Below are 21,465 nucleotides of genomic sequence, written 5' to 3'. Positions count from 1 at the left end.
CAGTCGAGTGAAACTAAAGTCATGATGGCGGTGGACGGTTTTTTGTCGTCAAAATGCTGACGAGTGGCGAGGTAATTGTAGGACGATCAAAGGAGGGCGCACGACGGGGGCATTTTGTCGCGCGCCAGGGCGGTGCATTATTCGGGTGCGTGATCGCGCAGGAACACCAGGCTGTCGGGTTTCGACTGTTCAGCACTGTAGCGGTAGCCCTGAACGTCAAATTGCTTGAGGTGGGCCGGATCGTTGATTCGCTCCTCGATGACGAAGCGGCTCATCATGCCCCGGGCTTTTTTCGCGTAGAAGCTGATGATCTTGTACTGGCCGTTTTTCAGGTCCTTGAACTCGGTATTGATGATGCGTGCGTTCAAGGCATTGCGCTTGACCGCCGAGAAGTACTCGTTGGATGCCAGGTTCAGCAGCACATCATCGCCTTGATCGGCCAGGGCTTCGTTCAGCCATTCGCTGATCCGTGTGCCCCAGAAGGCATACAGGTCCTTGCCCCGGGCGTTGGCCAGTTTAGTGCCCATTTCCAGGCGATACGGTTGCATCAGGTCCAGCGGGCGCAGCAGGCCATACAGGCCGGACAGCATCCGCAAGTGCTGCTGGGCGTAATCGAAATCGGCTTCGCTGAAGGTCTGGGCGTTGAGACCGGTGTACACGTCACCCTTGAAGGCCAGCAGTGCCTGCTTGGCGTTGTCAGGGGTAAAGGCTGGGGTCCAGCTGCCGAAACGTGCGGCGTTGAGACCACCGATCTTGTCGGAAACGTGCATCAGCTCGCTGATCTGCGCGGGCGTCATGTCGCGCAATTGCAGGATCAATTCCTGGGAATGGTCGAGGTACTGCGGCTGGGTAAAGCGCTGGGTCGCCGGCGGTGTTTCGTAATCGAGGGTCTTGGCGGGGGAAATCACCATCAGCATGAAATCGTCTCCTTTAATGTGGGGGCGATTCTACGGGGGTTGGGGGGGATGACTCCAGCTATCGAGGTGATAGGTGATGATTGGCCACAATCCCTCAATCAATCAGATCCCTGTAGGAGCGAGCATGCTCGCGATGGACGTCAACGATGACGCTGGCTGTCTGGATGCCCGCGGAGCCTGGGCCACCATCGCGAGCAAGCTCGCTCCTACAGGGGAGTTCGTCTGTGCTGCGGGAATAAGGGCACTATCAGCTATAGTGCCGCGCGGGTTTTGTTATGGAGACATCCCATTGCGTATCGGTTTTCTGCTTTTTACCTGGCTGTTGAGTTTTGGTGCGGTGGCGGCGCCGGGCGATGTCGCGACCCTCGATCGCGGCACCTGGCCGGAACAGCTCAAAAATCCAACCTTGTTCGACGTGGCTTCCCGGGCGGAAATTCTTATGTTCGCGCGCGTGCTGTGGGCCAGCGAATCCCTGGACGAGGCCAGCCTGGCCCAGCGCCTAGGGCTGCGTACCATCAATATGGAGTCGGTCAATCGCCTGCGTGAACGTTACTGGCAACGCTTGCTGGACAACTATAACCATGCCCAGAAAAGCTGCGACCAGGACGCTTCCTTCTGTTTTCTGGTCGAAGACATGGCCACCCTGCGCGAGCAGGCGCAGAAGTTCCAGATCAGCGAAGACAGCTACTACATCAAGTGGGCCGAGCCGAGCCGGCTGTTCCACGCACAATACCTCGATGAGCAACTGCGCAAGGCCGCGCTGTTCCCGCAGACCAGCAGTGAAATCGATCGTTTTGGCGAGTACGAACGCAATGGCGAGTCGATGCACGACCGGCTGTTCCTGCTGACCTTCGACAGCGGCGCCAATGCCGCGCCGGACAACACCGCGTGGGTCGCCGAGTACCTGCGCAAGGCCAACCTGACCGGCACTTTTTTTGTGCTTGGCAAGGATATCCAGGCGCGCCTGGGTGACCGTTCGGTGAGCAGCCTGCAAGCCACGTATTCGACGCAATGCATTGGCGTGCAGGGCTGGGAATTTCGTTCCCACAGTCATTGGCAGGACTGGCAGGACTCGGTGCGGCGCAGTGCCGAGCTGGTGAAAAGCAAGCTACCGGAGAACTACGTACCGCTGTTCCGTCCGCCCGATGGCCAGCGCCGTTCGGACGCCGAAGGCTTCTTCAAGGCCCAGGGCCTGCAAGTGGCGTTGTGGGACATCGACGCCCAGGATGGCGCCGGCAAGCTCAAGCCCAATCAAAGCGCCCAGCGGGTGCTGACCTTGATGCTGCTGTGGCGGCACGGGGTGATCAACTTCAACGTCAAGCAGGATGGGGTGAAAACGGCGCTGCCTTGGTTGATCACGCAAACGGCGCCCAGCGGGATCGGTTGGGAAGATTGCCAGGATGCGTTTCGCTGAAGGCTGGATTGCCCGTAAACATTGGGTTTTGGGCGATTTTGCGAGGAAATTCGATGCAGGCGGACTTCCGACTTTAACGGCACATTGCCTGCACGCCAAGGGCTATTCGTCACTCTGAAAAATAAACTTCAAAAAAACGTCAAAGTGCTTTTTTCTGTCATGGGTTTTGGAGTATTACGAAGACAGACCGCCGAAACCTGCGACACAGGTGGCGTCTTCCAAGACCCTACTTGTGTGCAGTTCACTTGATCCCTTGCAGGTGAGTTCGGCAGTCCCTTCGAGGCGCAGCGCCGTCAAGGCATTGCGTCGAATGGCTCCCACATAAGGTGACCGAGTATGGATGACCACGGACGTAGTTCTTCCTCCAACCAGCCAATCCTCTATGTACTCGATACCAACGTACTGATTCACGACCCCAATGCCCTGCTGAACTTCGAAGAACACCACGTCGCAATCCCGATGACCGTGCTTGAGGAACTGGACAAGCTCAAGAGCGGGCATCACAGCGTGGCGGCCGAGTGTCGCCAGGCGATCCGCCTGATCGACAAGACCCTGGGCGAAGCCAGCCCCGAAGACGTTGAACTGGGTGTCCCTATCCAGCGCGGCAAGAGTGGGCCCAAGGGTTTGCTGTCAATTCTGATGAGCAAGCGTGCCGAGCCGAATCTGATTCTGCCCGAGCACCTGAACGACAACATCATCATCAATCAGTTGATCGATCTGCACGCGCGTCAGCCCGAGCTGCCTGTCGTGCTGGTCACCAAAGACATCAACATGCGCCTCAAGGCCCGCGCCTGTGGAATCGCGGCCGAGGACTACAGCACCGACCAATTGGTAGACGACGTCTCGCTGCTGCCCAACGGCTACCACGAGATGAAAGGTTCGTTCTGGGACCTGGTGAGCAAGGTCGAAACCCGTCAGGGCCATGGCCGCACCTGGCACCAGGTGAAGCTGATCGACAACCTGCCAGCGGTCCATATCAACGAGTTCATCATCGACGAGCAAGGCTTTGTCGGCTGGATCAAGGAGATCGAGAACGACCAGTTGCTGATCCTCGACCTGCATCAGGAACCCCTGTTGCACCAGGAAGCCTGGGGCCTGAAACCCCGTGACATTTACCAAAGCCTCGCGCTGTTCGCCTTGCTCGACCCGGACATTCACATGGTCAACCTGTCGGGCGCCGCCGGTTCCGGTAAAACCATCCTGGCCCTGGCTGCCGCGATTGAGCAGACCATGGTCAGCAAGCGTTATCGTCGCATCATCGCTACCCGCAGCGTGCAGGGCCTGGACCAGGAAATCGGTTTCCTGCCCGGCACCGAAGCGGAGAAGATGGAGCCGTGGCTCGGCGCCATTACCGACAACCTCGAAGCCTTGCACATGGATGACGAGAGTACCCATGGCAGCGTCGACTACATCCTCAGCAAAGTGCCGTTGCAGTTCAAATCCCTCAACTACATTCGGGGCCGCAGCTTCCAGCAAAGCCTGATCCTGATCGACGAATGCCAGAACCTTACGCCGCACCAGATGAAAACCATCATCACCCGCGCCGGCGCCGGCTCCAAAGTGGTGTGCCTGGGCAACCTGGCACAGATCGACACCCCTTACCTGTCCGCGACCAGTTCCGGGCTGACCTACCTGACTGAACGCTTCAAGGACTTCCCGAACGGCGTCCACATCACCCTGCAAGGGGTCCCACGTTCGATCCTGGCCGAATACGCCGAATCGCATCTGTAAACCACTAGCTGCAAGCTGCAAGCTGCAAGCCTCAAGCGGACCGAGTGATCTTCACTTACCGCTTGTAGCTTGCGGCTTTCGGCTGCTTAAATACCGCTTTCATATCCACGGCTGGACTGCGTTTTTACTTGCCGCTTGTAGCTCGCCGCTTGCCGCTGCCTCAAGGAGGCCCCGTGCTGACTCATCTCGATTCCCAAGGTCGCGCCCACATGGTCGACGTCACCGAAAAATCCGTCACGTTCCGTGAGGCCACGGCCGAGGCGCGGGTGCGCATGCTGCCGACGACCCTGCAGATGATCGTCAACGGTGGCCATCCCAAGGGCGACGTGTTTGCCGTGGCGCGTATCGCCGGCATTCAGGCAGCGAAGAAAACCAGCGATCTGATTCCCCTGTGCCATCCGTTGATGCTGACCGGCGTCAAGGTCGAGCTGAGCGCTGAAGGTGAGGACGCCGTGCATATCCGCGCGACCTGCAAGTTGTCGGGGCAGACTGGCGTGGAGATGGAAGCACTCACTGCCGCCAGTGTTGCCGCCCTGACCATCTACGACATGTGCAAGGCCGTGGATCGCGGCATGACCATCGAAACCGTGCGCTTGCTGGAAAAACTCGGCGGCAAGAGCGGCCATTACCAGGCGGATCAGCCATGAAAGTCACTGTGAAGTTTTTTGCGCGATACCGGGAAGCCTTGGGTGTCGATTCGGTGAAAGTCGAAGGCGCCTTTTCAACGGTCGATGATGTGCGTGCATTGCTGGCACAGCGCGACGGTGCCGACGTGCTCAGCGAACAGAACCTGATGTGCGCGCGCAACGAAGACCTGTGCCAACTCGACGAGCCGGTGAGCGACGGCGATGAAGTGGCATTCTTTCCGACTGTGACCGGGGGCTGAACATGGCGATTCGCGTGCAGTCCACGGCGTTCGATCCGGGCGCCGAAGTCAACGCCATGCACGCCGCCAATGTCGGGGTCGGCGCGGTGGTGGGTTTTGTCGGCTACGTGCGTGACTTCAATGACGGCCTGGATGTGGCGGGCATGTTTCTCGAGCATTATCCCGGCATGACCGAAAAGGCCCTGGGCAAGATCGCGGTCGAGGCCGAGCAGCGCTGGCCGTTGCTCAAGCTGGAAGTGCTGCACCGCATCGGCGCCCTGGAGCCGGGCGAACCCATCGTCTTCGTCGGCGCCGCCAGCGCCCACCGCCAGGCCGCGTTCGATGCCTGCAACTTTGTCATGGACTACCTGAAAACCCGCGCACCGTTCTGGAAGAAAGAAACCACCCGAGACGGACCGCGCTGGGTGGAAGGGCGAGACAGCGACCATTCGGCGGCGGATCGCTGGAAGCAGTAGGTCCTGCGGTGCCCATTCGTCAGCAATCGCGGGCAAGCCCGCTCCCACAGGTTTAGCGAGATCTCTGTGGGAGCGGGCTTGCCCGCGATTGGGCCTTGGTCACACCTCGCCTTTCCCGCTTAACAGCCGACCACCGGCCGCCCCATCCCCCTGCACCCAATTGACGTCATGTACATAAAAGTCCAGTATGGATTTATAAGTACAAATCGTGACGTTTGTAGCTTCAAGCTTGCAACTGCTTCTTTTCGTCTTGCCAAACCAACAACAACCCGCGAGAGAACGAACATGAAGAAATTCCCCCTCATCACCGGTCTGGCCCTGAGCCTGTTGGCGTGCAGCAGCGTGTTTGCCGCCGAGAAAACCCTGCGCATTGGCATCGAAGCGGCTTACCCGCCGTTCGCCTCGAAAACCGACAAGGGCGAAATCGTCGGGTTCGACTACGACATCGGCAATGCGCTGTGCGCGCAGATGCAGGTCAAGTGCGTTTGGGTCGAAGGTGAGTTCGACGGTCTGATTCCTTCCCTCAAAGTGAAGAAAATCGACATGGCGCTGTCGTCCATGACCATCAACGAAGATCGCAAGAAGTCGGTGGACTTCACGCACAAGTACTACTTCACCTCCTCGCGCCTGGTCATGAAGGAAGGTGCGGTGGTCGATGACCAATACGCCAGCCTCAAGGGCAAGACTGTCGGCGTTCAGCGTGCGACGACGACCGACCGTTATGCCACGGAGGTGTTCGAGCCCAAGGGCATTACCGTCAAGCGCTACGGTAACAATGAAGAGATCTACATGGACCTGGCGGCCGGGCGGCTGGATGCGATCTTTGCCGACACCATCCCGCTCAATGACTTCCTGCAAATGCCGCGCGGCAAGGGTTATGCCTTTGTCGGTCCTGAACTCAAGGACCCCAAGTACGTGGGCGAGGGCGCGGGGATTGCCGTGCGCAAGGGCAACAGCGAACTGGTCAGCCAATTGAACAGCGCCATCGACGGGATCCGCGCCAGTGGCGAGTACCAGAAGATTTCGGACAAGTATTTCAAGTCCGATATCTACGGGGACTGATTAATCCTCTCACCCCGTCCCCTGTGGGAGCGGGCTTGCCCGCGATGGACTCCCAGGCACCGCAGGGTGTCAGACAGCCCGCGTTATCGTTGAAGACCATCGCGAGCAAGCTCGCTCCTACAGAGGAGGTAAGGTGTCTGGAGTTAATGCTTCCTTAACAGACTTATCGTTTATTCCCGACATCCATTGCACGCACCCCGGGCTCTTCAAGGTCCGGGCCAGCGTGTAGACTTGCGATCAATCGATATCTGGAAGGGAAACGCAATGACCGAGGAAACGATGCGGTTGGGCCGTGAGCGGCGCTATCTGGTTTTGCTGGGCATCATTTGCCTGGCGTTGATCGGCGGCGCGCTGTACATGCAGATCGTGCTGGGCGAGGCGCCGTGCCCGCTGTGCATCCTGCAGCGTTACGCCTTGCTGCTGATCGCGATTTTCGCCTTTATCGGCGCGGCAATGCGCACGCGACGCAGCATCACGGTGTTCGAAACCCTGGTGGTGATCTGCGCCCTGGCCGGCGTCGCGGTCGCCGGGCATCACGTCTATACCCAGTTCTATCCGGCGGTGAGCTGCGGCATCGATGTGCTGCAGCCGATTGTCGATGACCTGCCACTGGCGAAGATCTTCCCGCTGGGTTTCCAGGTCGACGGTTTCTGCTCGACGCCGTACCCGCCGATCCTCGGTCTGTCCCTGGCGCAGTGGGCGCTGTTGGCGTTTGTGCTGGTGGTGGTGCTGGTGCCTCTGCTCACTTCCCGTAATCGCAAGGCGTTACGCTGACAGCATTCGTCACGCTCATCCAAAACGCCCCGGCCCTCATCGAGAACCGGGGCGTTTTGCATTTCAGGGGATGCCCGCAAAGTCCTTGATGAACGTCAAGAACGCGGGGTGCGCATGTGCGACATGTTGTCGCGGCGCAGGTGTCGCAGGGCATTTTTACGTGCTCGATTGACCCTGTTCCAAACAAGAAAAATGCGCGGGTCCGGTGCTGTCGAGTTAACGCTGCATCTTCCGGGAGCAGGCAGTTTTAACAGGTTATGGCAAATGGCCTTGGCCCCCGTCACACAGGGGTTAAGGCAGGGTGATGGGCAATCCTGAGACCTCGGACACTGTCTGAATTGCGCACCATAGACCTACATTTTTTGGTGTTTTTGTTGCGAATCAATTTCGATAACATGGCGCACTTTTGCAGAATTGGTCAAGAATTGTTGCCGGTTTGGATATTAATTATTTCGGGATGAGACATGGTTTATGGATCGTCATATATCTACAATCGCCCGCACTGAATTCCCGGCACTCTCCCATTTCACCCAGGTGAATGAGCAGAGTAGGGCGTCGAGAGGCTGATGGCCTCATGCGAAGCCCCTGGTGTCGGTGCCTTCCAACTATCCGCACCAAATGGAATTGGTCTGTAACAAGGCCTTTGACCACGAATTCGAATAAGAACTCACCGCTAGCCCAGGATTTGTCGAACAGCGTCTGACGCGCGACGGGCCAGCCCTTATTCAATCCAAGAAAAAATGCCAACCCTTGGCAGGGTGAAGTGTTGGCGATCAAAACCCAACTGCATTGCGCTTTAGAGGTCGTGAGATGAGTAAAAACAGGTACCCCAGATTACTAGGCCTCGTGCCGCTGCTCGGCACATTGTTGCTGGGAGGCTGCAACATGACCTTGCTCAATCCAACGGGCCAGGTTGGCCTGGAACAGCGAAACCTGATCATCACCGCGACGCTGCTGATGCTGTTGGTGGTGATTCCGGTCATCGTCATGACCTTCCTGTTCGCCTGGAAGTACCGCGCGTCCAACACTAACGCGACCTACACGCCGAAGTGGAACCACTCCACCAAGATCGAAATCGCGGTGTGGACTGTTCCGATCCTCATCATCATTGCCCTGGGTTACATCACCTACAAGTCGACCCACGAGCTGGACCCTTATCGTCCGCTGGATTCCGACGTGAAGCCGGTGACCATCGAAGTGGTCGCGCTGGACTGGAAGTGGCTGTTCATCTACCCGGAACAAGGCATCGCGACCGTCAACAAGATCGTGTTCCCGGCGCACACGCCGATCAACTTCAAAGTGACCTCCGACGCCGTGATGAACTCGTTCTTCATCCCGGGCCTGGGTGGCCAGATCTACGCAATGGCGGGCATGCAGACCAAGCTGCACCTGATCGCCGACCGTAATGCTGAAATGGAAGGCATCTCTGCCAACTACAGCGGCGCTGGCTTCACCGGCATGAAATTCAAGGCTACCGCCACTACCCAGGAAGAGTTCGATGCCTGGGTCAGCGAAGTCAAAAAGGCACCTAAAAAGCTTGAACAAGCTGAATACGCAGCCTTGGCCAAGCAGAGCCAGAACAACCCGGTCGAGCTCTACTCCTCGGTCACTCCGAACCTGTTCCAGATCATCGTCGACAAGTACGAAGGCATGAAACCAGGTCCGAAACTGAACCACGAGAAGAAAGAGAAAGAAGTGGCCGCCATGGACAACTCGCATCCAGCTGCCGGGGCAGAGGAGTAAACGATGTTTGGTAAATTAAGTTGGGAAGCGGTCCCGTTCCACGAGCCGATCGTGATGGTGACCATCGCCATGATCGCCCTCGGTGGTCTGGCGCTGTTCGCTGCAATCACCTACTTCAAGAAGTGGACCTACCTGTGGACCGAGTGGCTGACGTCGGTCGACCACAAGAAAATCGGCGTGATGTACATCATCGTCGCCATGGTCATGCTGCTGCGCGGCTTTGCCGACGCCATCATGATGCGTACCCAGTTGGCCATGGCCACCGAAGGTTCGCCTGGCTACCTGCCGCCTGAACACTATGACCAGATCTTCACCGCTCACGGTGTGATCATGATCATCTTCATGGCGATGCCATTCTTCACCGGCCTGATGAACCTTGCAGTGCCGCTGCAGATCGGCGCACGTGACGTTGCCTACCCGTTCCTGAACTCCCTGAGCTTCTGGCTGCTGGTTTCCGGCGTGGTGCTGATCAACCTGTCCCTGGGCGTCGGCGAATTCGCCAAGACCGGTTGGGTTGCCTATCCGCCGCTGTCGGGCCTGCAATACAGTCCGGGCGTGGGGATGGATTACTACATCTGGGCGCTACAGCTATCGGGCCTCGGGACAACGCTGACGGGGGTCAACTTCCTGGCCACCGTGCTGAAAATGCGCACCCCTGGCATGAAACTGATGGACATGCCGATCTTCACCTGGACCTGCACCTGGGCCAACGTCCTGATTGTGGCTTCGTTCCCGATCCTGACCGCTACCCTGGCGCTGCTGACGCTTGACCGTTACATGGATTTCCACATTTTCACCAACGAACTTGGTGGCAATCCGATGATGTACGTCAACCTGTTCTGGGCGTGGGGTCACCCTGAGGTATACATCCTGATCCTGCCGGCGTTCGGTATCTTCTCCGAAGTGATCTCGACCTTCACCGGCAAGAAACTGTTCGGCCACCACTCGATGATCTACGCCTCGGGCGCGATCTCGATCCTGGGCTTCATGGTCTGGCTGCACCACTTCTTCACCATGGGTTCGGGTGCCAGCGTCAACGCCTTCTTCGGCCTGGCGACGATGCTGATTTCCATCCCGACGGGTGTAAAGCTATTCAACTGGCTGTTCACCATCTACCAGGGCCGTCTGCGCTTCACCAGCCAGGTGATGTGGACCCTGGGCTTCATGGTGACCTTCGCCATCGGCGGCATGACCGGCGTACTGCTGGCCATTCCGGGTGCTGACTTCGTGCTGCACAACAGCCTGTTCGTGATCGCTCACTTCCACAACGTGATCATCGGCGGCGCGGTATTCGGCTACATCGCCGGTTTCGCCTTCTACTTCCCTAAAGCGTTCGGCTTCAAGCTGCACGAAGGTTGGGGCAAGGCAGCATTCTGGTTCTGGATCACCGGCTTCTTCGTTGCATTCATGCCGTTGTATGTCCTGGGCTTCATGGGCATGACCCGTCGCCTGAACGCCACCACCAACCCTGAGTGGGTGCCGTACCTGTACGTCGCCATGTTCGGTGCGGTGATGATCGCCGTGGGTATCGCTTGTCAGCTGATCCAGCTCTACGTGAGTGTGCGTGACCGCAACAAGCCAGAGAACATGTGCGAACACGGTGACCCGTGGAATGGCCATACCCTGGAATGGTCGACTTCGTCGCCACCACCGTTCTACAACTTCGCCGTGCTGCCAAAAGCCGACGTGGTCGATCCGTTCACCGAAGCCAAGGAAAACGGCACTGCGTACCAGGCTCCGGCCAAGTACTCGCCGATCCACATGCCAAACAACACCGCTACTGGTGTGGTCATGGGCGCTCTGCTGACCGTGTTCGGTTTCGCGATGATCTGGCACATCTGGTGGTTGGCCATCGCCAGCCTCGCCGGCACCGTTATCTACTTCGCGATTCACGCGGCCCGCGATGATCAAGGCTATATGGTGCCGGTCGACGTGATCGAGCGCATCGAAGCCGAGCAGCACAAGCGTCTGGTAGCAGCAGGGAAAATCCCGGCCACTGCCACCCGTGTTGAAACCTCGTTGGAACAGGCTTAAACCATGTCGAACTTAGTGACCAATGCTGGACACACCCATGTCGATGAACATGGGCACGATGACCATCACCACGACTCGGGCGAGATGACCGTATTCGGTTTCTGGCTCTACCTGATGACCGACTGCATTCTGTTTGCGTCGATCTTCGCGGTATACGCGGTACTGGTTAACAACGTAGCGGGTGGCCCGTCGGGCCACGACATCTTCGAACTGCCATATGTACTGGGCGAAACCGCTCTGCTGCTGTTCAGTTCGATCACCTACGGCTTCGCCATGCTGGCGTTCTTCCGTGGCAACAAGAAGCAGGTACTGGGCTGGTTGGGCATGACCTTCCTGTTCGGCCTGGGCTTTATCGGCATGGAGATCAACGAGTTCCACCTGCTGATCTCCGAAGGCTACGGCCCTAGCCGTTCCGGCTTCCTGTCCGGCTTCTTCACCCTGGTCGGTACCCACGGTCTGCACGTGACCAGCGGTCTGATCTGGATGGCGATCATGATGTACCAGGTCCAGAAGAAAGGCCTGACGGCGACCAACAAGACCCGCCTGAGCTGCCTGAGCCTGTTCTGGCACTTCCTGGACGTGGTCTGGATCTGCGTATTCACCGTTGTTTACCTGATGGGGACTATGTAAATGGCTAACCCAGCTCACTCCCACAATGGGCACGACGAAGCCGGCCACGGCAGCGTCAAGTCCTACGCCATTGGCTTCATCCTGTCGGTGATCCTGACCCTGATCCCGTTCGGTCTGGTGATGTACCCGACACTGCCGAAGTCGATCACGCTGATGATCGTCCTGGCGTTCGCCGTGATCCAGGTGCTGGTGCACCTGGTGTACTTCCTGCACCTGGACCGTTCGCAGGCGCAGCGTAACAACGTGATTGCCTTTGTGTTTGCCGCGATCGTGATTGTCCTGCTGGTTGGCCTGTCGCTGTGGATCATGTTCAGCATCCACACGTTCATGATGGCGAAGTGAGGTAAGTCCGCATGTCCTTGAAGCACTTTATCCAAATCACCAAGCCGGGGATCATTTTCGGTAACGTGCTTTCAGTGGCAGGCGGATTTTTCCTGGCCTCTAAGGGCCATGTCGATCTGGCGGTGTTCCTGGCGGCCATGATCGGTACTTCGTTGGTGGTGGCTTCCGGTTGCGTGTTCAACAACTGCATCGACCGCGACATCGACGTCAAGATGGAACGCACCAAGAACCGGGCGCTGGTCCAGGGTCTCATTTCCCTGAAACTGGCGCTGGTTTACGCGACCATCCTGGGTGTTGCCGGCGTAGCGTTGCTGTACACCGTGGCCAATCCACTGGCAGCGTTGTTTGCCGTGATCGGCTTCATCATCTACGTCGGCTTCTACAGCCTGTACCTCAAGCGCAAGTCGGTTCACGGCACGCTGGTGGGCAGTCTGTCGGGGGCGATGCCGCCGGTGATCGGCTACGTCGCGGTGAGCAACACCTTCGACATGGCCGCGCTGACCCTGCTGGTGATGTTCAGCCTGTGGCAGATGCCGCATTCCTACGCCATCGCGATCTTCCGTTTCAACGACTACCTGGCGGCCTCGATTCCGGTGCTGCCTGTGAAGCGCGGGATCCAGACGGCGAAGAAGCACATCCTGCTCTACATCCTGGCCTTCCTCGTGGCGACCTTGATGCTGACCTTCAGCGGCTACGCCGGCATGAGCTACCTCGCCGTCGCCGCCGCCATGGGCATGTACTGGTTGTACATGGCCTGGACCGGCTACAAGGCCGTGGATGACACGGTCTGGGCACGCAAGCTGTTCGTGTTCTCGATCTTCACCATTACCGCGTTGAGCGTGATGATGTCCCTGGACTTCAAAGTGCCGACCGAATTGCTGCTGACGTACGCGCACTAAGCGCTGCTAGCGACAAACAAAAACCCCGCCCTTCGAGAGAAGGTGCGGGGTTTTTTGTTGGGTTACATGGCAGGTTTTTGCAAAAAAACTTGGCTTACTCGATTTGGACTGACCATATCTGTAGCGAGTTCAGGGAAAATGCAAGCAGTTCTTCAATTGCAATGACCTTCCAGTTCACTGAAAAAAACAGGCTTTAGAAGTTAGTCGATGGCCTTTAACAGTTGCTTCCTAGTGCAGCAGTAATGGATGGCCACGGATAGCGACGCAGTTAAAAATGCTGCGCATGCAGCCAAAATAAAGGGGGCTTGTCTACCCATATCTGCAATTAGCACTGTTCCTATCATCGGCCCCATGATAACGCAAAGGATTTGGATACTTCTGAAAGACGTCGATACCCTTCCGATATTTTCAGCGGGGCATAGCTGTTGAAGAATAATATTCGAGGATATTATTAATATTTCATAGCCAAAGCCATTTATAAACCACACCGCTGGATAAAGATATCTTCTGCCGGGGATCTCAAAGAATATTAGTGCGGCAGCGAGCAGCAATGCGGTTGAAAAAATGATCAGGGCATATGATCGAAGCACAAATTCGTCGGTAGTCTTGAATTTGAACTTCAATAGTAAAGCAGCACACACGGCGCCCCCGGCGGTCGCTGATATGATCCCGGAAAACACAACGGGGGCCAGGCCTTCATAAGCGAGGAAGGCGGCCAAATGGGGATCGTAGACTCCTAACGCCAATGACGTTAGCAAGGAGTATAGAAATCCGATCCGCAACTGAAAAGGCAAAGACCGGAATATATGAAACCCTTTCAAAACGTCTTGATACAGCGAGAGGATCTTTGCAGACGAAACCTCAGGCTTCGACGGGATGGCCGCGCAAATCGACATCAGGACAGGAAGGGAAATAAATACGGCAGCGGCCGATAAAAAGAATAAATCTTTCGGTATCAGAATCAAAGTTAATAGTCCTGCCAGCAATGGAGCAAGAATCTTCGTGGATTGATCAAGCAAACTCACGTAACTGAAGAAGCTTTTTCGATCCTCAGCGCCGATCAGTGCCGCACAGTTACGGTGATGGAGGGGAAGTAAACTAGATTTGCCACGCCTTTCAAGATGACGAGGCCTAAAAATACATTAAAATTCGGCGAGCAAGCTAGCGCGGTAGTCGAAATTACGCGAAGCAAAGCTCCAAGTATTAATGTTTTCTGAACATCTTGTCGATCTATTATGGTTCCCACTACCGGCCCCAAAATCAACATGGGCAAGCCGAGGCAGAAAGCTAACAGAGCAATTGATGAGGGCGGAACTTGCCACATGTAAACGGGGACAGTAAAAATCAGAAAAATGTCTAGCCATAATGACAGGCTGGAAAGAGATTGGACGAAGATAAGTTTATTTGAGACTTTCATTGTTGCGGCCTGTGTCTTTCAAGTAAAACTTCTCGTTGAAGATGAACCCATCAAGCCCATGCTCATTGGCAAAGCGATGGAGGTCACTTAATTTATTTATAAATCCACGTCCGTTAAAATTTAGAGAGGTGTTGCAAAGCACCCCTATTCCCGACACGTCCCGGCATGCGCTTAGCAGTTGATGCATGAGAAAATTTTGCGATTGATTAACAGATTGAGGGCGCGCTGAAATGTCTACATGCGTTACGGCGGGTATTTTAGTGGATATGACTCTACGAAACTCTAGCATATAAGGTGAAGGGGAAGATGGATAAAAATACTTATTCATACATTCCTCCCTACAGATCGGAGCAATAGGGCGAAAGCCCTCTCGCTTCTTAATACGGTTCAACCTATCGAGATTTTGTTTTGGATAAGGCGCTGCTAATATCGAGCGATTTCCCAGCGCTCTAGGGCCTATTTCATACCTTCCCTGTACCCATCCCAATATGTACCCATTATTCAGCAAGCGTGCTACGCGAAGCGGATCGTACGGCTCTTGAGTAAAGCCGTTTATTCTCCCCATGTCGTCATCTGGTAGCTCTCCGGCATAGGGTGACCAAGTAATTTTAGCTTGCCCTTTGATATGCAATAAAGCATCAATGGCAGTTCCAATTGCTGAGCCGCTATCGTTTGTGCAGGGAGGAATAAACACATCAGTAAATAGTCGAGTTTCGATCCACTTTGAGTTCCAGTCACAATTTAATCCGCACCCACCGACGATCAACAATGGCGCATCGTCAAAAATGGCTTTTTGTACAAAGTCTCGGAAAAGATTAAAAATTGCGTTCGATAGATGATGAGCGAGCGAAGCAAGTCGAGGGCTTTCGATTCCTATGTTGTAATATTTATTACTTTGAAATTGGCGCTTTTCTAATTTTCTGAAGTCGAGGTTTTTATCAGTTAGTGCTTTAATAATGTATTCGGCGTCACTGTCAAGTGCATTGTCTTGACCTTTACCATATGCGGCCACAGCCATGAGTTTGCCTGCATCACTCAAGCGAATTTGGCCCGCGCCTAGGTTAAAGGTAGGATCCGCCAGTCCATACAAAAAAGCGAACCTGTCTCCAGGATTATCAATTACTTGACCTAGATTCGTAATGTTTACATCCTGATCAATTCGATAAAATGCTCCAAAATGGCCCTCCCAGAGTAATGCATAGCATGGTTGTCCCTGTGGGAATGGCGAAAGCCCATATCCGCAAAGAAGGTGAGAGCGTTCATGCGAAGATGAGTAATATTTTACGTCTTGACCAAGTATCGAAAGGTCCGCATGTAAAATATTATTCAATCCAGAATAACCTGCGCCTATGGCATCGCTGGAAAATCTAGAACCTCTATTCCACCCGCTTTGTGCCACAACATCCAAGGGTTTGTTTATGGTGCTAAGAACTTTTAGAATGACATCTGGCGTTAAGCTCGAAAAACGCAGTCCGTTATCTTTTTCCGCTTCCGTTGAAAATGCCAAGTGACCATCTACAATTAAAGCCATGGCGCCATCATGTCCATCTTTAACGCCAAGAATTACACAGTCATCACTGCGATAATCAACCATGAATCGCTCCTTGATCAGGTTCTAGCGAAAAGCTCTCTTACTTCTTTGGTATAGGAGCTACCACTACCATGTCCCGCCCCTACCAAAAAAATAACCTGTTCCGAGGAGGTTTTAAGGTCTAGTAGTTCATTGATTTCTTTATCATGAAAGTAACCGGTCAACCACGGATGTAAACCGAGCGCCGTAATCAATAGGTTAGCGGTTTGCGATAGATGCCCGATATCGATCAGCATCGGGCGATAAGCACGAGAGTGCGGATATTTCCACCAAAGTTTGTCGAAGCGAGAAGTAAAAAATATCGCGAACCCTAAATTATTTGACCAGTATTGGCCGCATAGATATGTGGATATAATTTCTGGAGGAAGATCGCGGACTTTCTCAAGAGTGTGTTGTTCACTTAAATAATGGTAAATACCAGTATCTAAGCCTTCGACGTTGCGTACCCAAACGTAACCCTCGGTGGCCTGGAGTCCGCCTGCTGATGGCGATGTTCTCCTGAAACCGAATTTTCGCGCGCCAACGGGTGAGTCATTATCCGGCTCTTTTTTATCAGCCAATGTTCCATAGAGTACGGTTGCGAGCGCTAGTAATGACACAGGTTTGTCAATGAAGTCACGACAGGTTCGCCGGTTCGATAGGGTATCCCACAGGCTTGCCTGTTGAATTGCGACAATGTTGGGTGGTGGTAATATTGTTCTTGCGCCTCCCTTTATCAAAGAAAATTCAGGCTCTTTTTTATGTATTGACTGACAGAACTCCAAATAGCTTTTGGCATATTCTACGTACATGTCTGGCCTGTCTGGCGTGGGCGGATTTGGATGTGATGTACCGATATGGAATATCTTTGATAGGACGTCCCATCCCCAGTCATCAGGTGGTTGCGAGTCAAGTAAAACTCCAGAATTTTCAATCGCCTTGTCATCGGCTGTAGTCTTTATAAAATCACCTGCCGAGAATTTCACTAATCGTTCGAATTCGGTCGAACTTATCTCGTATTGGGTATGATTTCTGTAATCCCACAAATAGGCCGTACCATCTTTTAGGATTACAAAAACTTCGCTTGATAGCCACTTCTTATTTTCGATGCTCATGAGCTTTGACTGCCATTTGATATTGTTGATTTTAGAGGTGCCTGGGCGGTAGCCCAGGCGGTCAGTCACACATTTAGTTCACTTTCGACGCTTAAGAGCGGAGGGCTCGTTTGGGTTGAGCGTGACTTTCAATGCGGAAGTGGCGGCCATCTTAATTGTAAAGTGAGGGTTGTTGTAAGCGTCATTTGATTGGTTTTTAAGTGTCGGTTCTATAAATACTTGCTTCATGTATAGTTCCTCAAAGTTGTCGCCTCGCAATATAGCGATGCAAAAAGACCCTAAGGAAGCGAGTTTCGTGTGTCAACGTGATTTTTATGTCTTTGGATTTGGTAAAGATTTTTGTTTGTAGGATTTTTCTTAGTTATTTTTCCTACTTTGCGCTAGCCGTCTAATTTGTAGAGGTGCCCAAAAATTAATTGCGGGGTTGCTCCGACCTGTAAAAAATTTTACGTCTTTTGTATGTGTAGGACATTTCTCCATCGTTGACCGATCAAACGCTTTCAAGCTAACGTTTGGGCGTCAATGCACCTCGAAGGGCTGTGTTTATCCAGCCACGCCTTAATTAAGGGTAACGTGTGATATTAAGCGTCGGCTGATGCAAAAAACTGCCTTGTCAGAAGTGCGTTTTCTCTGTAGGAGACTTCAGTTCGTCGGGTTAGCGTATGAATGATGGCCAGTCTGGATCTTTGTAATTTATAACAAAGAGGTGATTGAGGGTTTGAATGCTGAACAAGAGTGAGTGCTCAAACAATCAGTGAGACAGAGTTGAAAGTACGAGGTACCCCCTGAAGAAACGCGATCTGTTAGCAGAGCTGATGCAGGGCGTTGATGAGATGGAAACTCAACGCGAAGGCAAGATCACACTGCGCATTACCAGCATTGAGGACATTTCTGCGTCTGAGGTTGGTGCACGGAAAATGGTTGCACCCCGGGAGAGGCTTGATATGTCCCAGACAGTTGTGCCAGACGCATCAGAACCAGCCCCGGCACGCTGAGAAACTGGGAACAGGAAAAATCCAAACCCAATGCCCAAGCCGCGTTGTTGATCAAGCTGGTGGAAAATTTTCCAAACATGGTTGATCGGGTGGCAGTGGTTTGAATCCATGATCGAACATGAAATACCCTGCCCTTCGAAAGAAAGTGCGTTTTTTGTTGGACTAATGTTCCTCCATTATGGCGGTGCGACTATTCGACAGGCTCCCACAGCCAATGGGGAAACGTCCTAACGCCAAATCCGTTTCACTGACGTTGATGCCGAGATCAAAGATCTACCTACCTCCGTCCTCACCAATATCCTGCATGACTATCTGGAGGCAAAAGATGATGAAGTCCTCTGATAGTCACGTTCTCTCCACTGCATTGGACACGCTGGTCAAAAGCCCGTTGGACCAGGCGGATGACGCCGCGCTGGTTAACGCTGCGAAAGCTCTCTGGTACTCGAGCGCCAATCTGGGAAACGAAGTCGCTGCGTTTCTGAGCTGCCACAGCGAAGAGTTGGAGTTACGGCGTGCGGGCTATCTGCTTGAGCGCTTGACTCGTTTCGCGTGCGTGTCTGATTCCCGGGTCTGCGAAACCCTGAATGTGATAGAGCTTTTTGCGTGTGCAACATCCACGCAGGAAGTCACTCGGCGTTTGGGGGTGCCGCTCCATCAGCGCCGTGACGAGTTGGCCATTTCCTGGGGATTGGCTGAAGGGCTGGGGCTAAAAGCCCAAGCCCTGATGCCTTATCAGACGCGGCATTACGCAGCAGAACAGCGACTGATTTGATCAGCGCCTGGTGCCGTAGTACAGGGCGCTGCCAGGCTCTGAACGTCTAATCGAGCAACCGAAAAAACCGCTCACGCACCTGAAAGTTATCACTGTGTGCCACATTGAAGCGCATGAACTGGCTTGCCTGCGGGGCCTTGCTCAGCAAGGTGCCGGGGGCCAGGACCAGGTCGATATCCATGCCTTTGAGCGCGAGTGTTTCGGCATGCAGCCCATCGGGCAGGCGCGTCCAGATGTACAGGCCTTCATGGGGCCGCGAGGACACCGAGCAGCCGGCCTCGATCAGCCAGCCGGACACGCGACTGCTCGATTCGTAGAGCCGGTCCACGGTGCGACGGGTGTGCTTGGCGTAGCTGCCATCGCTGAGCATGGTGCAGACGATCTGTTCGGCCAATTCCGACGTCATGCCGCCGCAGGCCATTTTCAGGGTGACCATCCGGGCCGCCAGTTGTGGCGACAGCACGGCGAAGCTGACGCGGCTGTTGGCCGTCAGGGTCTTGGAGAAACCGGAGATGTACGTGACGTTGTCCAGCCCGCCTGCGGCCAGGCGCGGGGTCATGCGCTGTTGCAGGTCGCAATACAAATCGTCTTCGACGATGTGGAAGCCATAGCGATGGCTCAGCTCCAGCAAGCGATACACCTGGGCCGGGGAGAACGAGTGGCTGGTCGGGTTGTGAAGAACGTTGTTGGTCAGGTAGAGCACGGGGCGCTGGCTGCTCACCAATTGCTCGAAGGCCTCCATGTCCATGCCGTCGGCACTGCGTGGAATGGTGATGACCCGGGCACCGTGTAACGCCAGGTTGGTGTGCATGGTGATGTAGCAGGGGTCGTCGAGCAGCACCGTGTCGCCGGGTTTGACCAGCAGGCGCATCAGCATGTCGATGGCCTGCACGGTATTGGCCGTGGTCACGATCTGGTCCAGCGGGACCTCGATGCCGATGGCCGCCAGTTTGACGCGCAGCGCCTCACGCAATGGCACGTAGCCGGCGGCGACGCCGTATTCGCCCATCTGCAGCGATGCGGCGCGCAAGGTGCCGCGCACGGCCTTGAGCAATTCTTCGGCGGGCAGCCAGGACGAAGGCAAGAAGCCGGCGCCGGGGCGCAGGGCACCGGTGTCCTGCAGCACGGCGCGACGCACCACGCTCAGGGTGTCCTGGGGTTGCAGGTCGGGGCCGGCATCGGTCGTGATCGTCAGCGTGGAGCGGTGCACGTAATGCCCCGAACCCTGGCGCGACACCACCAGTCCCTTGGCCCGTAGTCGGTCCAGCGCATCCACTACCGTGGATTTGCCCACGTTCATCAACTCGGAAAGTTCGCGAATCGGCGGCAGTCGCGAGCCATGAGGCAGCCCGCCCTGACTGATCGCTACCGACAATTGATCGACGATCTGCTGGACCAGCGGCACCCCCGGCTGGAACTCGAAGGCGGCGATCACAGCGCGCTGAACCTGCATTTTACTGGTCCTTTTGGCAGTAAAGTTCGTTTGATTCTATACGAACTTACTCTGATGAAAACAAACGGCTCTCTCTACCATCACCTCACAGACTACCCAGATTGTCGGCGCTCGTCGCCTGGACAATCGCTGGTTCCAGAGGTGTTGCATGAGCGTTCAAACAACGGCGGCCGTCGCCAAGCCGGTGATCAACGTCCGGCTGTTCCTGATCCGCATCATCACGGCGGTGTCGCTGTTCGCAGTACTGGGCAAGGCCAACGTGTGGCTCGATACGGCCACCAACAGCATCCTCGCCCTCGGGTATCGGGCGTTGCTGTTGCTCCTGCCGTTGACCTTGCTGGTGCTGGGCCGGCGTTCCCTGAGCGTGACCCTGACGTGCGCGGCCCTTGGCCTGGTGTTGTTGGCCGTTACCAGCAACCAGGGCGTGGTGATGTTCGCCGCGGCGTTGTTCGCCTACGGCATTGCGATTGCCGGCTACCTGATCAAGAGCGAAGCGGCGCAAACCAAGGAAGGCGCGGCGTACAACCGCGTGGCGATGAACATGGGCAGCCTGCTCGCCGGGCTGATCCTGCTTTCACCGCTGCTCACTCCGAGCATGTTCTTCCTCGGTGCGGCGGCGTTCGTCCTGCTGTGCCTGCCGATCGCGGCGGGTGCGACCTTCACCTCCCAGCCGGTGGTGACGAGCCCGGTCACCGTTGATGGCAGCGGCTGGCGCAACAAACTGCCGTGGGTGATCGCCGGCATCATCATGGGCATCAAGTTGTTTGGCGTGTTCTCGATCCTGCCGCAGGCAATCCTCCTGGAAACCGGTGAGTTGCCCGCCTGGTACGGCCTGATGCTGATACTCAACAGCGCCGTGGTGGTGTTTGCCCAGGTGCCGATGATGAAGCTGATCGAGCGCACCGGGCGCTTCAAGGTACTGGCGGTGATCGGGATCATTGCCGGCGGTTTTGCGGTGCTGTCGTCACCGGCGGCGTTCCACGTCCAAACCCTGGCCGGCGCGCTGATCTGGGTGGCGCTGCTGTCCCTCGCCGAATGTGCGTTCAGCTACCTCGACTACTTCTCGGTCAAGCAAAACAACATGTTCATCAAGGAAGTCTCCCTGGGTATCGGCGCCGGGCTGACGGTGCTGGTCATGCGGGCAGTGCCGATGCCGTACAACGCGTTGTTGCTGGCTGCCGTCGGGGCTGCGGGCATCCTGGCGTGGTACTGGTTCAACCGTAAGTCCATTGCGTCGCTGCATGACTGAACGTCTG

At 55.4% G+C, this 21,465-nt stretch carries 19 protein-coding genes and 2 pseudogenes; 15 read left to right on the top strand and 6 right to left on the bottom strand.

The window, feature by feature from the left end; genetic code table 11:
- Window positions 1–137: 137 nt before the first annotated feature.
- Complete coding sequence (gene yaaA / locus AB4O36_RS21635) at window positions 138–917, bottom strand: peroxide stress protein YaaA (protein WP_460117890.1); 780 nt, start codon at window positions 915–917, stop codon at window positions 138–140.
- 289 nt (window positions 918–1,206) lie between these two features.
- Here yaaA and AB4O36_RS21630 point away from each other — a divergent pair, with 289 nt between their 5' ends.
- The 7 genes from AB4O36_RS21630 (at window position 1,207) to AB4O36_RS21600 (ending at window position 7,239) form a co-directional block, all read left to right on the top strand.
- Window positions 1,207–2,331, top strand: a complete 1,125-nt coding sequence (locus tag AB4O36_RS21630; RefSeq protein WP_460140239.1) for a polysaccharide deacetylase family protein — start codon at window positions 1,207–1,209, stop codon at window positions 2,329–2,331.
- Between the two features lie 336 nt (window positions 2,332–2,667).
- Window positions 2,668–4,062, top strand: a complete 1,395-nt coding sequence (locus tag AB4O36_RS21625; protein WP_460140238.1) for a PhoH family protein — start codon at window positions 2,668–2,670, stop codon at window positions 4,060–4,062.
- A 173-nt stretch (window positions 4,063–4,235) separates the two neighbouring features.
- The gene (gene moaC / locus AB4O36_RS21620; protein ID WP_460117884.1) at window positions 4,236–4,709 is read left to right on the top strand and encodes a cyclic pyranopterin monophosphate synthase MoaC; all 474 of its coding nucleotides are present in this window, start codon (window positions 4,236–4,238) and stop codon (window positions 4,707–4,709) included.
- Complete coding sequence (moaD, locus tag AB4O36_RS21615) at window positions 4,706–4,948, top strand: molybdopterin converting factor subunit 1 (protein WP_460140237.1); 243 nt, start codon at window positions 4,706–4,708, stop codon at window positions 4,946–4,948. The genes moaC and moaD overlap by 4 nt, the downstream gene beginning before the upstream one ends.
- A 2-nt stretch (window positions 4,949–4,950) precedes the next feature.
- Window positions 4,951–5,403, top strand: coding sequence for a molybdopterin synthase catalytic subunit MoaE (gene moaE, locus AB4O36_RS21610; protein WP_460140236.1), 453 nt, complete (start codon window positions 4,951–4,953; stop codon window positions 5,401–5,403).
- A gap of 285 nt (window positions 5,404–5,688) precedes the next feature.
- Complete coding sequence (locus AB4O36_RS21605; RefSeq protein ID WP_460117878.1) at window positions 5,689–6,465, top strand: ABC transporter substrate-binding protein; 777 nt, start codon at window positions 5,689–5,691, stop codon at window positions 6,463–6,465.
- A gap of 264 nt (window positions 6,466–6,729) precedes the next feature.
- The gene (locus AB4O36_RS21600) at window positions 6,730–7,239 is read left to right on the top strand and encodes a disulfide bond formation protein B (RefSeq protein WP_460117876.1); all 510 of its coding nucleotides are present in this window, start codon (window positions 6,730–6,732) and stop codon (window positions 7,237–7,239) included.
- A gap of 579 nt (window positions 7,240–7,818) precedes the next feature.
- Here the strand turns inward: AB4O36_RS21600 and AB4O36_RS21595 are convergent.
- Window positions 7,819–8,029 (bottom strand): annotated as a pseudogene (locus AB4O36_RS21595) (hypothetical protein); the annotation flags it as partial.
- 20 nt (window positions 8,030–8,049) lie between these two features.
- Between AB4O36_RS21595 and cyoA the strand changes: the two are divergent.
- Genes cyoA through cyoE form a run of 5 tightly spaced genes read left to right on the top strand, consistent with a single transcriptional unit; the run spans window position 8,050 to window position 12,887 of the window.
- On the top strand, window positions 8,050–8,982 hold the full coding sequence (cyoA, locus tag AB4O36_RS21590; RefSeq protein ID WP_460117874.1) for a ubiquinol oxidase subunit II: 933 nt from the start codon (window positions 8,050–8,052) through the stop codon (window positions 8,980–8,982).
- Window positions 8,983–8,985: 3 nt separating this feature from the next.
- Window positions 8,986–11,016, top strand: coding sequence for a cytochrome o ubiquinol oxidase subunit I (gene cyoB, locus AB4O36_RS21585; RefSeq protein ID WP_460117872.1), 2,031 nt, complete (start codon window positions 8,986–8,988; stop codon window positions 11,014–11,016).
- 3 nt (window positions 11,017–11,019) lie between these two features.
- Complete coding sequence (locus tag AB4O36_RS21580) at window positions 11,020–11,646, top strand: cytochrome o ubiquinol oxidase subunit III (RefSeq protein WP_460117870.1); 627 nt, start codon at window positions 11,020–11,022, stop codon at window positions 11,644–11,646.
- Window positions 11,647–11,988: a cytochrome o ubiquinol oxidase subunit IV gene (gene cyoD / locus AB4O36_RS21575; RefSeq protein ID WP_368557154.1), complete on the top strand. Its 342-nt coding sequence runs from the start codon at window positions 11,647–11,649 to the stop codon at window positions 11,986–11,988. It begins immediately after the preceding gene.
- An 11-nt stretch (window positions 11,989–11,999) separates the two neighbouring features.
- A complete protein-coding gene (gene cyoE / locus AB4O36_RS21570; RefSeq protein ID WP_460117868.1) occupies window positions 12,000–12,887 on the top strand; it encodes a heme o synthase in 888 nt (295 codons plus the stop codon).
- Window positions 12,888–13,087: 200 nt separating this feature from the next.
- Here cyoE and AB4O36_RS21565 read toward each other — a convergent pair whose 3' ends face one another.
- From AB4O36_RS21565 to AB4O36_RS21555, 3 genes are all read right to left on the bottom strand, one after another.
- Window positions 13,088–13,948, bottom strand: a complete 861-nt coding sequence (locus tag AB4O36_RS21565; protein ID WP_460142168.1) for an MFS transporter — start codon at window positions 13,946–13,948, stop codon at window positions 13,088–13,090.
- 339 nt (window positions 13,949–14,287) lie between these two features.
- Window positions 14,288–15,898 (bottom strand): carbamoyltransferase C-terminal domain-containing protein, encoded by a 1,611-nt coding sequence (locus AB4O36_RS21560; protein ID WP_460117864.1) that lies wholly within the window; start codon window positions 15,896–15,898, stop codon window positions 14,288–14,290.
- 14 nt (window positions 15,899–15,912) lie between these two features.
- Window positions 15,913–17,058: a SagB family peptide dehydrogenase gene (locus tag AB4O36_RS21555; RefSeq protein WP_460140235.1), complete on the bottom strand. Its 1,146-nt coding sequence runs from the start codon at window positions 17,056–17,058 to the stop codon at window positions 15,913–15,915.
- Window positions 17,059–17,774: 716 nt separating this feature from the next.
- On the opposite strand from AB4O36_RS21555, the pseudogene AB4O36_RS21550 reads away from it, so the two are divergent.
- Window positions 17,775–18,088: pseudogene (locus tag AB4O36_RS21550) on the top strand (helix-turn-helix domain-containing protein).
- 221 nt (window positions 18,089–18,309) lie between these two features.
- The gene (locus tag AB4O36_RS21545; RefSeq protein ID WP_460117860.1) at window positions 18,310–18,756 is read left to right on the top strand and encodes a hypothetical protein; all 447 of its coding nucleotides are present in this window, start codon (window positions 18,310–18,312) and stop codon (window positions 18,754–18,756) included.
- A gap of 46 nt (window positions 18,757–18,802) precedes the next feature.
- Here AB4O36_RS21545 and AB4O36_RS21540 read toward each other — a convergent pair whose 3' ends face one another.
- Window positions 18,803–20,209, bottom strand: a complete 1,407-nt coding sequence (locus AB4O36_RS21540; RefSeq protein WP_460140234.1) for an aminotransferase-like domain-containing protein — start codon at window positions 20,207–20,209, stop codon at window positions 18,803–18,805.
- Window positions 20,210–20,357: 148 nt separating this feature from the next.
- Between AB4O36_RS21540 and AB4O36_RS21535 the strand changes: the two genes are divergently transcribed.
- Window positions 20,358–21,458 (top strand): hypothetical protein, encoded by a 1,101-nt coding sequence (locus tag AB4O36_RS21535; RefSeq protein ID WP_460140233.1) that lies wholly within the window; start codon window positions 20,358–20,360, stop codon window positions 21,456–21,458.
- The last annotated feature ends 7 nt before the right edge of the window (window positions 21,459–21,465 follow it).

It is taken from the genome of Pseudomonas sp. S2_E01, from assembly GCF_054668365.1.
Note: the sequence above shows the minus strand (reverse complement) of the source record. Positions and strands in the feature narration are given on the sequence as shown.